The following is an 11,327-nucleotide window of genomic DNA, read 5'->3' as shown; positions in this document are numbered from 1 at the left end:
ACCGGCGCACCGGCGCCGAGGAACGTCCGTATCCGGGCTCGACGATGGTCACGACGTTCAACGCCGGCATCACCGGCCTGGTCAAGGCCCTGCATCCGGGCCTGGTCGGCGACAGCCCAAATCGCGGGACGCCCACGACCTCTACCTCGACGGGGGCCTGCCGGCCACCCGAAACGGCCGACCGGCTCGTCCTGGGCTTTCCGTCGAGTTCCTGTCATCCTGGACGGATGTTCGAGCGGTTCAGCGACGACGCGCGCCGGACCGTCGTGCTCGCGCAGGCGGAGTCCTGCCGGCTCGCGCACCGCCACATCGGTGCCGAACACCTCCTGCTCGCCCTCACCCGGCAGGACGGCACCCGCGTCGCGGGGGCCCTGCTCACCGCCGGGATCACGCACGCTCGCGTGGGCGCGGAGGTCGAACGGTGGGAGGGCAGGGGCCAGGGGCCCCTTCCGGGTCACCTTCCGTTCACGGCGGCCGCCAAGGCGATCCTGGAGAAGGCGACGTTCACGGCGAGCCAACGCCGGCACAGCGTGGTCACCCCCGAGCACCTGTTCCTGGCGTTGCTCAGGGAATCGGACGAAGCGGCGACGCAAGTGATTTCCGGGTTGGGGGCCGACCCGGCCGCCCTCCTCGCCGAGGCCACGGCGCTGGTCGGCTGATCTCAACGCCGGTCCGCACTCAGGTCGGTGCGACTTCCAGTTCGCCGAGGTAGCGGCTCTCGGCCCGACCGTCGCGATCACCGACGCGACCGGAACAGCACGGTGCCCGCGCACGGTCTGTCCATTGAGGACGATGCCGACGCCGGGCGGCTCGCCCGCGAGTTCTGGGCTGGTGAGCGTGGCCATCGACGAGAACGCGGACGGCCGGATTTCCCGCGCGGAGTACCGTCAGCCCAGCGACGCGCTCGCTGCCCGCAGTTCGTCCAGGGCCGCCAAGGCGTACTGCGCGAACTCGTCCTTGCCGTCACGGTCGCCCTCGGACCACTCGGCGTAGCCCCGCTTGAACGCGAGAACACCCAGCTCGCCGGCGAGAGCCGCGGTCGCGTCGGGCACCCCGCGGGCGACGAGGGCGGTTGTGATCGCGGCCGCGAGGCTGACGATCTTGAGGGCGTCACGCTCCTGAAGTTCGGCGCTGGCGGCGACGGCCGCCTTCAGACGGGGACCGAGCTCGCGGTTCATGGCGCCCATCGCGCTCGACGCGCGCTCGAGACCGGCGGCGACCGCGTCGAGTGGGCCGGCACTCGCAGGTGCCTCGGCGATCCCCTCGGTCAGCAGCTGGCTCAGCGTCTCCTGCCCGGCCACCAGAAGCCCGCGCTTGTCGGGGAAGTGCCGGAAGAAGGTGCTTTTCGTGACCCCGGCGCGCTCGGCGATCTGCGCGACCGTGGTGGCGTCGTACCCCTGCTCGGTGAACAGGTCGACGGCAGCCACGACGAGTCGTTCGCGCGCCCCTGGTTCCCATCGAGCCATGGGGTCATCATATGGCATGGGACTCTTGTCCCATCACTCTGCTATGGTGATGGGACAAGAGTCCCATCACCTTCAGGGGAGTTCCATGCACATCTTCGTCACCGGTGGCACCGGCCTGATCGGCTCCGCCGTCGTCGCCGAGCTCCTCGGCAACGGCCACACCGTCCTCGCCCTCACCCGCTCCGACGCGTCCGCACGGGCCGCCGAGGCGGCCGGCGCCAAGCCACTCCAGGGAGATCTCGCCGATCTGGACCTCCTGCGCGCCGGCGCTGCTCAGGCCGACGGCGTGATCCACCTGGCATTCGCCAACGACTTCAGCAGCGCCGACGCCGTCGCGCGGGCGGTCGCCGAGGAGAGTGCCGCCATCGCGGTCCTGGGCGAGGAACTCGTCGGCAGCGACCGCGCCTTCGTCACGGTCTCGGGTACGCCCTACGTGCCGGGCCGCGCTTCCACCGAGTCCGACCCGGCGTCGACCGACGGGCCGGTCGGTGGTCGCGGCCGCGCGATCACGGCGGTCCTGGGCCTGGCCTCGCGCGGGGTCCGGAGCACGGCCATCCGCCTGCCGCGCACTGTGCACAACCAGGGCACAGGCGGGTTCGCCGGTGTGCTGACCAACATCGCACGCCAGACCGGAGTGTCCGGCTACCCGGGCGACGGCGCACAGCGCTGGCCGGCCGTGCACGCGCTCGACGCGGCAGTCCTCTTCCGGCTCGCCCTGGAGAAGGCGGAAGCCGGTACCTCCTGGCACGCCGTGGCCGACGAGGGAGACAAGGTGCGTGACATCGCCGCGGTCATCGGCCGGCGGCTGGGCCTGCCGGTCGAGCCGGTGCCGTCGGAGACCTACGGCCCGCTCGGCCCGATCTTCGCGAGCGACCAGCCCTCGTCCAGCACCCATACCCGCGAAGCGCTCGGCTGGGAGCCGACGCACCCGAGCCTTCTGGAGGACCTGGAGAACATCCAGCCCTGACAGGCGGCGTGATGTTCCGGCCGCAGCCGAAACATCAGGTCGCTAACGTCGGTGGCAGTCGCGGCTGCCGAAGGCACGGGGAGACGTACTCCGGCCGCCTGCGACGGGACGGTTCCTTCGGACCGGCCCAGCCGTCCGACCGAGGGTGTGGAAGACATGGTGAAGACGTTCCGGGACCTGCACTTCGGCGACCGGCCGTTGTTGCTCCCCAACGCGTGGGACGTGCCGTCCGCGCTGACCTTCGCCGAAGCCGGGTTCGACGCGATCGGCACGACCAGCTTCGGTGTGGCGTCGGCTCTCGGCAGGCCCGACGGCGGTCGGGCCACCAAGGAGGCGAACCTGCGGCTGGCCGAGGCGTTGTCCGCCGTGCCGGGGCACGTCAGCGTAGACATCGAGGACGGTTACGCCGACTCGCCCGAGGCGGTCGCGGACTACGTCGCGCAGCTCGACGCCGCCGGCGTCAACATCGAGGACAGCACGGACGAAACGCTGATCCCGTCGCAGGCACATGCTGCGAAGGTGCAAGCCGTGAAGGAGCGCTGCCCGGCCCTGTTCGTCAACGCCCGGGTGGACACCTACTGGCTCGGCCAGGACGCGGACGTGGAGAGCACACTCGAACGGGCACAGCTGTACTGCCGGCACGGCGCCGACGGCGTCTTCGTGCCCGGGGCCGTGGAGCCGGCAGTGCTCGGGGAACTCGCGGCCAACATCCCGGTTCCGGTCAACGTGCTCGTCGTCCCGGGGCTGAGCCTGGGAGAACTGGGCAGGCTCGGCATCCGGCGGGTAAGTACCGGCTCGTTGCCGTACCGGGCCGCCGTCCACGCTGCCGCGAGCGTGGCGGTCGCAGTACGCGACGGGGGAGGGGTACCCGCCGCAGTGCCGTACCCCGAGCTGCAGGCCAGGCTGGTCGACTACGCGCGGCGCGTGGGCTGACCGGCCGGCAGCATCGTGGCCGCAGGACCAAGAGATCGACCGAGAAGACGAGAGGTTCGCATGTCCGCATTGCAGGTCATCGCACGACACACCATCGCTCCGGGCAAGGAGGAGGAGATCCTCGGCTTCTACCCGAAGCTGGTGGAGGCTGCCCTCACCGAGCCTGGCTGCCTGGGCTTCGAGGCCTATCGCCGGCTCGGCAGCGAGCGGGAGATCGTCCTCCTCGAGCGTTACGCCTCGAGGGAGGCGTTCGCCGACCACCGTGAGACGACGCACTTCAAGGAGCTCGTCCTCGGCGAGATCGTGCCGCGGCTCGAGAACCGCGTCATCGAGATGTACGACGTGACCGACTGAGCCGATCGCGGCCGCGCACGCCTCGTGCGCCGCGGGTCTCACGTTTCGGCGGCCGCCGGCGTCTACCGGGCGGAGGATCACCACGGGAAGGGAACGAATCCGATGAGCATCCGGCACACCGTGACCGACTCGCCCATCGGCGAGCTCACACTCGTCGCCGACGACCAGGCCCTGATCGGGCTCTACTTCGAAGGGCACCGGCGCCGTCCCCGGCTGACGGCGGGGCTGGGGCCGCGGACCGGCGAGGGGTTCGAAGCGCCCATGGCGCAGCTCAAGGAGTACTTCGCCGGCCACCGCAGGACGTTCGACCTCGAGCTCGCCCCGCGCGGGACGCCCTTCGAACAGCGCGTGTGGTCGCTGCTGACACGGATACCGCACGGCCAGACCCGCACCTACGGCGAACTCGCGGCCGCGCTCGGGGAGCCCGGGGCCGCGCAGGCCGTCGGGAACGCGAACGGCTGGAACCCGATCAGCATCATCGTGCCGTGTCACCGCGTCGTCGGCGCGAGCGGGCGGCTGACGGGATACGCGGGAGGGCTGGCCCGCAAGCGCTTTCTGCTGGACCTGGAGGAGGGTTTGGACGAGTCGGGGAGGCTGTTCTGAGCCGCCGGACCTCGTGTTCACCAGTGCCAGGGTCGCGGTGCTCGTCGAGGAGATCACGCGGCCCTCGTCGGTCGGGGTACTGCGGGCCGGTGACCCGGTGCAGATCGACGAGTCCGCCAGGCGGGCGGCCGGGCGAGGGCACGAGGTGGAGGGAGCGACGGCATGACGGCTGCCGGACAGAACGCAGACGGGGTCCTCGGGGTCTTGTCCGAGGTGAGCGCGGCGAACATGGACCGCCTGCGGCAGAGGCTCGCCGATGACGCTGAGCGGGCGGGCCTACTCGACATCGCCTACCGCATGGTCGACTCGCCGGTCGGGCCACTGCTGCTCGCCGCCACCGACCAGGGCCTGCTGCGCGTGGCGTTCGAGAACGAGAACCATGACGCCGTCCTCGAATCACTGGCCGGCGCAGTGAGCCCGAGGATCCTCGAAGCGCCCCGGCGCCTCGACGAAGCCGCACGCGAGCTCGACGAGTACTTCACCGGTTCGCGGCGGGTGTTCGACCTGCCGGTCGACCTGAGACTTGCGACAGGCTTCCGCCGCGCCGTCCTCGCGCGGCTGGCGGAGATCCCGTTCGGCGACACGAGGAGCTACGCGGAGGTCGCGGCCGCCGCGGGCAGCCCGCGGACGGTACGTGTCGTCGGGACCGCGTGTGCGCTGAACCCTGTGCCCCTCGTCGTCCCGTGTCACCGGGTGGTGCGCTCGGATGGCTCGCCCGGGCGTTACCGCGGCGGCGAAGCCGCGAAGCTCGCGCTGCTCGGGATGGAGGGGAAGGCGTGACCGGGAAGCGGCCGGCGCACGGTCAGCTCCGCTCTCTTCCGGCGGCCGCCCCGCCCGGTGAGAGGACGCCCGATCGGTCCGGCATCCCGGCGGCGACCCGGAGCCGGGCGAACTCGCGGGCGAGTGCGAGGGGAGGGTAGTGGGCGTTGAGGCCGCTGGGGTTGGGCAGGATCCAGATGCGGGTGGCCCCGACGGACTCCTCCCGCAGCCCGACAGCCGCGTCCCGCACACCGAACGCCGCGCGGTACCCGGTCACGCCGAGCGGCGCGAGCCACTGTGGCCGAAGGGCGAGAACCGTCTCGCGCAGCCGGCGTCCCCCTTCGACGTACTCGTCCCGGGTCAGTTCCGAGGCCCGCACGGTCGGCCTGGCGACGAGGCTGGTGATCCCGATGCCGAGGCCGAGCAGCTCCTCGTCCTCTTCCGGGGTGAGCAGGCGTGGTGTGAAGCCGGACCGGTGCAGGGCGGGCCAGAGCCGGTTGCCCGGCGTCGCGAAGTGGCGTCCGGCGACCGCGGAGGACAGGCCCGGATTGATGCCCACGAGCAGCACCCGCAGGTTCGGGGCGACCAGGTCGGGCAGGCGCGTCTCGCGCCCGGCATCGAGTTCGGCCCTGCTGTAACGGCGTGTCATCGGCAGTCCCCCGGCATGGTCGCCCATTTTCTCTGATCGCGTCGGCTTCGGTCCGGTCCTGACCGCAGTCTCCCGTCGGCGTCTAGCGTGCCCGGTAACGGCACCTCACGTTTCGGGCTTGCCGAGCGTTTACCGGGAGTGGGTGTGAAACCGTTCGAGCAGGTCGTCGACGAGTACGGGGCCATGGTGCTGCGGGTCATCCGCGCGGTGGCCGGTCCCGCCGACGCCGAGGACGCGTGGTCGGAGACGTTCCTTTCCGCGCTGAAGGCCTACCCGGCGCTTCCGCCCGACGCGAACGTCGAGGCGTGGCTGGTCACCATCGCCCACCGGAAGGCCATCGACGTCCACCGGGACCGGGCGCGGCGGCCGGTCCCGGTGGACGGGCTCCCGGACGAGCCGGCCCGCTCGGGGCGGCCCGAGGACTGGGACGGCGACCTGTGGCAGGCACTGGCCCGGCTGCCCGGCAAACAGCGGGCCGCCGTCGCCTACCACTATCTCGGCGGGTTTCCCTACCAGGACGTGGCGGCCGTCACCGGCGGAACAGCCGACGCCGCACGCCGCGCAGCCGCCGACGGGATCAAGGCGCTGCGAAAGGCTTACCGGCGGTCCGAAACCGAAGGAGTACCGACATGACGACTTTTCCCGGCGAGCTGGCCGGCGCGCTGCGGGAAGTCGATCCCGCGGTGACCAGCCGGTTGCGCGAGCGCCTGGCCGGGGCCGCGCAGGAGGCGGGCCTGCTCGATGTCGGTTACCGGACCATGGACTCGCCGGTCGGCCCGCTGCTGCTCGCGGCGACCGAGCGCGGGCTCGTCCGGGTGGCGTTCGACGGTGAGAACCACGACGCCGTTCTCGCCGAGCTGTCAGCGGTGGTCAGCCCGAGGGTGCTGCGCGCGCCGGCACGCCTCGACCCGGCCGTCCGCGAGCTGGACGAGTACTTCCGCGGGCGGCGGCAGGTGTTCGACGTCCCGCTGGACCTCCGGCTCGCGAAGGGCTTCCGCCGTTCGGTGCTCGACCATCTCGCGCACATTCCCTATGGGCGCACGGAAAGCTATGCACAGGTCGCGGCCGGCGCCGGAAGCCCGAGGGCGGTCCGCGCCGCCGGGACGGCGTGCGCGACGAACCCGCTGCCGCTCGTGGTCCCGTGCCACCGGGTGGTGCGCGCCGACGGGTCGTCCGGCCGGTACCGCGGCGGCGACCAGGCGAAACGAACCCTCCTGGCGTTGGAAGGAGCGAGCCGGTGACAGCCCAGGCAGCAGCCGAGCCGACGGCCGCCGACGACGGCCGCGCTGAGCCATGCGACTTTCCCCGGGGAAAGGCGGGCGGCGGTATGTCCACTGTGCACGGTGCGCGCCGGGACCGCTGGTTCGCGCGGCGTCACGAGGCACTGTCGCGCTCGTTGCGGCGCACGACTCCCGGCGTCGCCGAGCCACCGAGCCAGCCCCGGCCCTCGTCGTAGAGCACCTCGACCGCGGGACCCCGCAACCCCGGCAGGTCGCGCATGACCCGGTACCCGTTGTTCTCCTGCAGGTAGCCGAGATGGCGGTAGCCGGCCGGGAAACTGGCCAGCACGGTCGCGTCGAGCTCGAGGGTCGTCGCCGGGTCGACGACGTCCATCCGGTCGGACTCGTAGATCGGCTGGCGGCGGACGATCCCCCAGCGCCCGTCACGGCGCTCGAGGAAGTCGAAGAACCGCCCGGTGCAGGTCACGTCGACGAGGATCTCGTCGACCTGTGCCCGCTGCTCGATCTTCATCTTCGTCTGGGCGATCGCCCGGTCACCGGTGACCTCGCAGGTGAAGCCGCCGAGGAAGTGCAGGATCTGGCCGCCCCGGTCGAAAGCCGCGCGGCTGACGTCGATGAACTCGGCGAAAGGCCCTTGGAACCAGGTCGCGGTCATCCAGCCGTCGGCGTGCCAGACCGTCGCGAACTTCTCCCACTGCGCGGAGTCGCGGTAGAGGGCCCAGTCCTCGACGACCTTCCGGATCTGCTCGTTGGCCGAACGCTCGAAGGTCTCGGTCTCGGTCTCGTGCTCGATGTGGATAGGCATCGACACAGCCTTCCCTGCGGCAGGCGAAACGTCGATGGCCGGCCTGGGCGACCGAGGGGCGGCGGTCGCCGGGTGGCGGAGGTCAGCCGAGTTCGCCGCTGTGGAACGTGGTGAACTCGCCGACCGGTTCACGCGCGGTCCGATAACCGCTGAGGCAGTGCTCGCGGTCGGCGTATCCGAGGGCGACGCCGCAGACGATGAGCTGATCGTCCGGGATGTTCAGCTGCCGGCGCAGTACCGGGTAGAAGTCGATGAACGAGGCCTGCGGGCAGGTGTCGAGCCCCGCGTGCCGGGCCGCGAGCATGAGTGCCTGCAGGAAGAGCCCGGCGTCGATCAGCGCGCCGGCGAGCGGCCGCCGGCTGACGGTGAGGATCAAACCGACCGGGGCGCCGAAGAAGTCGTAGTTGCGCCGGTGGTGCCCCAGCCGACCCTCGGCGTCGTGTGCCGCTATCCCGAGCGTGTCGCGGTAGAGGCCCTCGCCGAAGATCCGGCGCCGGGTCCGGAACGGTTCTTCCCAGTCCTCCGGTGCCGGTTGGAACGGGTACTCCCGTTCGGCGACGCGACCGTCCGCGTCCAGCGCCTTCCAGAGCGCCTCCGTCAGGCGTCGCTTCGACTCACCGGTCAGGACGTGGACGTGCCACGGCTGACAGTTGGAGTTGCTGGCCGAGCGGGAGGCCAGCGCGAGCAGTCGCTCCACCTCGGCTCTGGGCACCGGTGTCGGCAGAAACGCGCGGACGCTGCGGCGGGTGAGCAGTGCCTCTTCGACGGTCGCCGCCGCCGGTGCGAATTCCGTGGTGGTGTCGTTCATCAGCCGGCCGGCCCGCGTCAGCGCCCGTCGGAGGCCGCGTAGTCCGCGGGCGCCGTGATGTCATAGGAGATGCGGCCCGCGGGCAGGTAGAACAGGGCGACCAGGCTCCCGCCCACGACCTCGGGGTAGTGGTGGCTTCCGGGCTCGGGCGAGGTCCAGCCCGGCCCCTGCCACCCCCGCGGGCCGCGCAGCAGAGCGCCGGGATCCAGCGGGACGACCATGTTGATCTCGCCGTAGGGATGCTGGTGGTACTCGCCGCGGAAGACCGGGACGCTGTTCAGGTAGACCGCGGTGATGCTGAACCAGCTCAGTCGCTCGCACGGCTCGATGATCCGGCTCCGGCGGTAGCCGGGGCCGTCGACCTCGATGTTGGCGGCCCAACCGTCGGCGACGCCTTCCTTGACCATGCGGGCGAGGTCGTCCCACAGCTGCGAGCCCGGGCCCCGGTTCTCGTTGAGCCAGGTCTCCAGCTCGGCCCCGGCGGTGCGGTTCTTGATCTCGTCGACGAACGGGATGCTGCGCTCGATCAGGTCTTCGGGTGTGACGCTCATGTCCTGTCTCCTCCTGGCGTCGTTGCCGGAGCAAGAAGCCCCGCCCCACGACGGTAAGACACCTCTGACATTACAGTCAATAGTTGTAACGTAGCTATGAACCCGGGACCCCCGGAGGAGCGCGAGCATGGATGTCGAGGACTACCTCGCCCGCCGCCGCGTGGCCGGTAGGTGTTCCGTGTCGACCGACACGGTGACTGAGCCATCTGACAGCTTGTACATTTTTGGGATGACTTCGCGGACCCCGCCACCGGCCGTCGCCGAGACGGTCCTCGGCCTGCTCGCCCTCGACGAGGTCGAACAGGATCTCTATTGTGCGCCCCCCGCCGTCGAGGAGCCTTTCCCGCTCTACGGCGGTCAGGTCGCCGCGCAGGCCCTGTACGCGGCGGGCCGGACTGTGCCGCCAGGCCGCGAACCGCATTCCCTGCACGGGTACTTCCTGCGTGGCGGTGTCGCGGGCACGCCGATCGCCTTCCGGGTGAGCCGCGACCGGGACGGCCGGTCGTACTCCGCGCGCCGGGTGACGGCGACCCAGGACGGCGAGGTCATCTTCACCCTGTCCGCCTCGTTCGTGACGGACGAACCGGGAGCCACCCGCGAAGTGCAGCCCGCACCTGTGGTGCCGCCACCCGAGGAGCTGCCCGAGGCCGTGTTGCCACGGCTGCTCTCGATCGAGGCGAAACTGCCCCAGCAACCCGATCCGGACGTCGAGTGGCCGACGAGGTTCTGGGCTCGCTGCACTGTGGACCTGCCGGACGACCCGCTCACTCATGCCTGTGTTCTGACGTATCTGTCCGACATCTCCAGTGGACTCTTCCCCCTGCACGACGAGAACAACGCGACGGGGGCGAGTCTCGACCACGCCGTGTGGTTCCATCGTCCGGTCCGGTTCGACGGCTGGCTGCTGACCGATCTGGTGCCGAAGGCCGCCGGCCGCGGACGGGGGTGGTACACCGGCACCGTCCACGCTCCGGACGGCGAGCTGGTGGCGAGCATCGCCCAGGAGGCGCTGTTCCGCGGCAGGAGAGACATCGGGTGACCGGCAGCACGGCCTTCCCGGTGACCTGAAGGGTGGCCGCACACCCGGCTGAGCGGCGTGAAAGCCGGCTATCCGCGGGCGCGGCGCTCGTAGCGCCTCCTGTGGTTCGCCAGGGACAGTGCCGTGAGCACCACCGCGCACGACACGACGCTGATCACCGTGCCCAGTGCAGCCAGCAGGGGATAGGTGCCGTTCTGGAACAGCGTGGTGATCACGAACCCGACCACGGGGTGCTCGGGCCGGCCAGCAGCGAGGACGCCGTGATGTCCCCGGCGACGAGCACGAACACGAATGTCCAGCCCGAGATCAGCCCGGGTCGCGTCAGTGGCAGCACGATCTTCCGCACGGTCGCGCCCCGGCCCCGGCCGGCGACCCACGACGCCTCGGACAGCTCGCCGCCCACGAGCTGGTTGGCCCGACTGGGCGCTCACCGAAGCCTGCGGCAGGTAGAGCACGACGTAGGCGATGACGAGCAGGGTGAGCGTTCCGCCCAGCCCCAGCGGCGGTCCGCCGAGCACGGCCAGCAGCGCGACGCCGATCACCATGTGTGAGAGCGCGCCGGGAGCTTGCCGGACCAGAAACCCTGGAACGACACCAGCACCAGCGCCAGCAGCGGCAGGACCGCCGCCAGCAGCACGAAACCGAGCAGCACGATCCTGGCGACCACCAGCGGCACCGGCCGCAGCACGGTGGTGGGCCGCGCCGAGTGCCGGCCGCCGACGGTGGCGAAGTGGCCGCGCCGCACGACCCGCGCGTTGACCCCCCACAGCAGTGCCAGCACCACGGCCACCAGCAGCGAGAGGATCAGCGCCTCGCCGATCCTTGGCGGGTAGGTGAACGCGAGCATCCGGACCACCTGCACCGTCAGGATGTCGATGCGGGCCTGGGTGCCGATGATCAACGGCACCGAGAACAGGGCGGTCCCGTACACGAGCGCGAGCAGCGCGCCGGAGAGCACGGCCGGTTTGACCGCGGGCGGCGTCACGGTGCGGAGTGTCCTGAATGGACCGGCGCCACTGGTCCTGGTGGCTTCCTCGAGTCCCGGGTCGAGGGCCCAGCTTGAGCTGCTGGCCCGCCAGGCCAAGCAGGAGGCGGGTGGCCGAAACGCCGACGGTCATGGGCGGTGTTCTCACCCATATGACGCCGGGTCAT

Annotated in this window: 17 protein-coding genes; 10 read left to right on the top strand and 7 right to left on the bottom strand. The window is 71.1% G+C overall.

Translation table 11 applies throughout. From position 1 onward, the window contains the following. The first annotated feature begins 44 nt into the window (after positions 1–44). Positions 45–659: a Clp protease N-terminal domain-containing protein gene (locus LWP59_RS25025; RefSeq protein ID WP_144633995.1), complete on the top strand. Its 615-nt coding sequence runs from the start codon at positions 45–47 to the stop codon at positions 657–659. A 228-nt stretch (positions 660–887) separates the two neighbouring features. On the opposite strand, the gene LWP59_RS25020 is transcribed toward LWP59_RS25025, so the two are convergent. Beyond that, positions 888–1,466, bottom strand: coding sequence for a TetR/AcrR family transcriptional regulator (locus LWP59_RS25020; RefSeq protein WP_144633998.1), 579 nt, complete (start codon positions 1,464–1,466; stop codon positions 888–890). Positions 1,467–1,551: 85 nt separating this feature from the next. On the opposite strand from LWP59_RS25020, the gene LWP59_RS25015 reads away from it, so the two are divergent. From LWP59_RS25015 to LWP59_RS24990, 6 genes are all read left to right on the top strand, one after another. Then, entirely contained in the window at positions 1,552–2,433 is an 882-nt protein-coding gene (locus LWP59_RS25015) for an SDR family oxidoreductase (protein ID WP_144634001.1), read from the top strand. 156 nt (positions 2,434–2,589) lie between these two features. Beyond that, positions 2,590–3,366, top strand: coding sequence for an isocitrate lyase/PEP mutase family protein (locus tag LWP59_RS25010; protein ID WP_144634004.1), 777 nt, complete (start codon positions 2,590–2,592; stop codon positions 3,364–3,366). Positions 3,367–3,426: 60 nt separating this feature from the next. Continuing rightward, on the top strand, positions 3,427–3,720 hold the full coding sequence (locus tag LWP59_RS25005) for a putative quinol monooxygenase (protein ID WP_144634009.1): 294 nt from the start codon (positions 3,427–3,429) through the stop codon (positions 3,718–3,720). Positions 3,721–3,822: 102 nt separating this feature from the next. Then, positions 3,823–4,323 (top strand): methylated-DNA--[protein]-cysteine S-methyltransferase, encoded by a 501-nt coding sequence (locus LWP59_RS25000; protein ID WP_144634012.1) that lies wholly within the window; start codon positions 3,823–3,825, stop codon positions 4,321–4,323. 13 nt (positions 4,324–4,336) lie between these two features. After that, entirely contained in the window at positions 4,337–4,489 is a 153-nt protein-coding gene (locus tag LWP59_RS24995; protein ID WP_186383060.1) for a hypothetical protein, read from the top strand. Positions 4,490–4,551: 62 nt separating this feature from the next. Then, the gene (locus LWP59_RS24990) at positions 4,552–5,103 is read left to right on the top strand and encodes a methylated-DNA--[protein]-cysteine S-methyltransferase (RefSeq protein ID WP_222425435.1); all 552 of its coding nucleotides are present in this window, start codon (positions 4,552–4,554) and stop codon (positions 5,101–5,103) included. 22 nt (positions 5,104–5,125) lie between these two features. On the opposite strand, the gene mug is transcribed toward LWP59_RS24990, so the two are convergent. Beyond that, positions 5,126–5,731: a G/U mismatch-specific DNA glycosylase gene (mug, locus tag LWP59_RS24985; protein ID WP_144634018.1), complete on the bottom strand. Its 606-nt coding sequence runs from the start codon at positions 5,729–5,731 to the stop codon at positions 5,126–5,128. A gap of 138 nt (positions 5,732–5,869) precedes the next feature. Between mug and LWP59_RS24980 the strand changes: the two genes are divergently transcribed. Further along, positions 5,870–6,364 carry an RNA polymerase sigma factor gene (locus LWP59_RS24980; protein WP_144634021.1) on the top strand — a complete coding sequence of 165 codons (495 nt, stop codon included), beginning with the start codon at positions 5,870–5,872 and terminating at the stop codon, positions 6,362–6,364. Further along, positions 6,361–6,972 (top strand): methylated-DNA--[protein]-cysteine S-methyltransferase, encoded by a 612-nt coding sequence (locus LWP59_RS24975; RefSeq protein WP_144634024.1) that lies wholly within the window; start codon positions 6,361–6,363, stop codon positions 6,970–6,972. The genes LWP59_RS24980 and LWP59_RS24975 overlap by 4 nt, the downstream gene beginning before the upstream one ends. 133 nt (positions 6,973–7,105) lie before the next feature. On the opposite strand, the gene LWP59_RS24970 is transcribed toward LWP59_RS24975, so the two are convergent. From LWP59_RS24970 to LWP59_RS24960, 3 genes are all read right to left on the bottom strand, one after another. Next, complete coding sequence (locus LWP59_RS24970) at positions 7,106–7,777, bottom strand: nuclear transport factor 2 family protein (protein ID WP_144634027.1); 672 nt, start codon at positions 7,775–7,777, stop codon at positions 7,106–7,108. Between the two features lie 82 nt (positions 7,778–7,859). Continuing rightward, entirely contained in the window at positions 7,860–8,585 is a 726-nt protein-coding gene (locus LWP59_RS24965) for a nitroreductase (protein WP_144634030.1), read from the bottom strand. A gap of 17 nt (positions 8,586–8,602) precedes the next feature. Beyond that, a complete protein-coding gene (locus LWP59_RS24960) occupies positions 8,603–9,136 on the bottom strand; it encodes a 4-hydroxylaminobenzoate lyase (RefSeq protein ID WP_144634034.1) in 534 nt (177 codons plus the stop codon). A 229-nt stretch (positions 9,137–9,365) separates the two neighbouring features. On the opposite strand from LWP59_RS24960, the gene LWP59_RS24955 reads away from it, so the two are divergent. Next, the gene (locus tag LWP59_RS24955) at positions 9,366–10,175 is read left to right on the top strand and encodes an acyl-CoA thioesterase (RefSeq protein WP_144634037.1); all 810 of its coding nucleotides are present in this window, start codon (positions 9,366–9,368) and stop codon (positions 10,173–10,175) included. A gap of 68 nt (positions 10,176–10,243) precedes the next feature. Here LWP59_RS24955 and LWP59_RS24950 read toward each other — a convergent pair whose 3' ends face one another. Together LWP59_RS24950 and LWP59_RS24945 are read right to left on the bottom strand one after the other, a co-directional pair. Beyond that, positions 10,244–10,720, bottom strand: a complete 477-nt coding sequence (locus LWP59_RS24950) for a hypothetical protein (protein ID WP_233921927.1) — start codon at positions 10,718–10,720, stop codon at positions 10,244–10,246. Beyond that, on the bottom strand, positions 10,714–11,259 hold the full coding sequence (locus LWP59_RS24945; RefSeq protein WP_144634043.1) for an ABC transporter permease subunit: 546 nt from the start codon (positions 11,257–11,259) through the stop codon (positions 10,714–10,716). Before LWP59_RS24945 ends, LWP59_RS24950 begins: the two co-directional genes overlap by 7 nt. Positions 11,260–11,327 lie beyond the last annotated feature (68 nt).

The sequence above is a fragment of the Amycolatopsis acidiphila genome, from assembly GCF_021391495.1.
GTDB lineage: Bacteria > Actinomycetota > Actinomycetes > Mycobacteriales > Pseudonocardiaceae > Amycolatopsis_E > Amycolatopsis_E acidiphila.
Note: the sequence above shows the minus strand (reverse complement) of the source record. Positions and strands in the feature narration are given on the sequence as shown.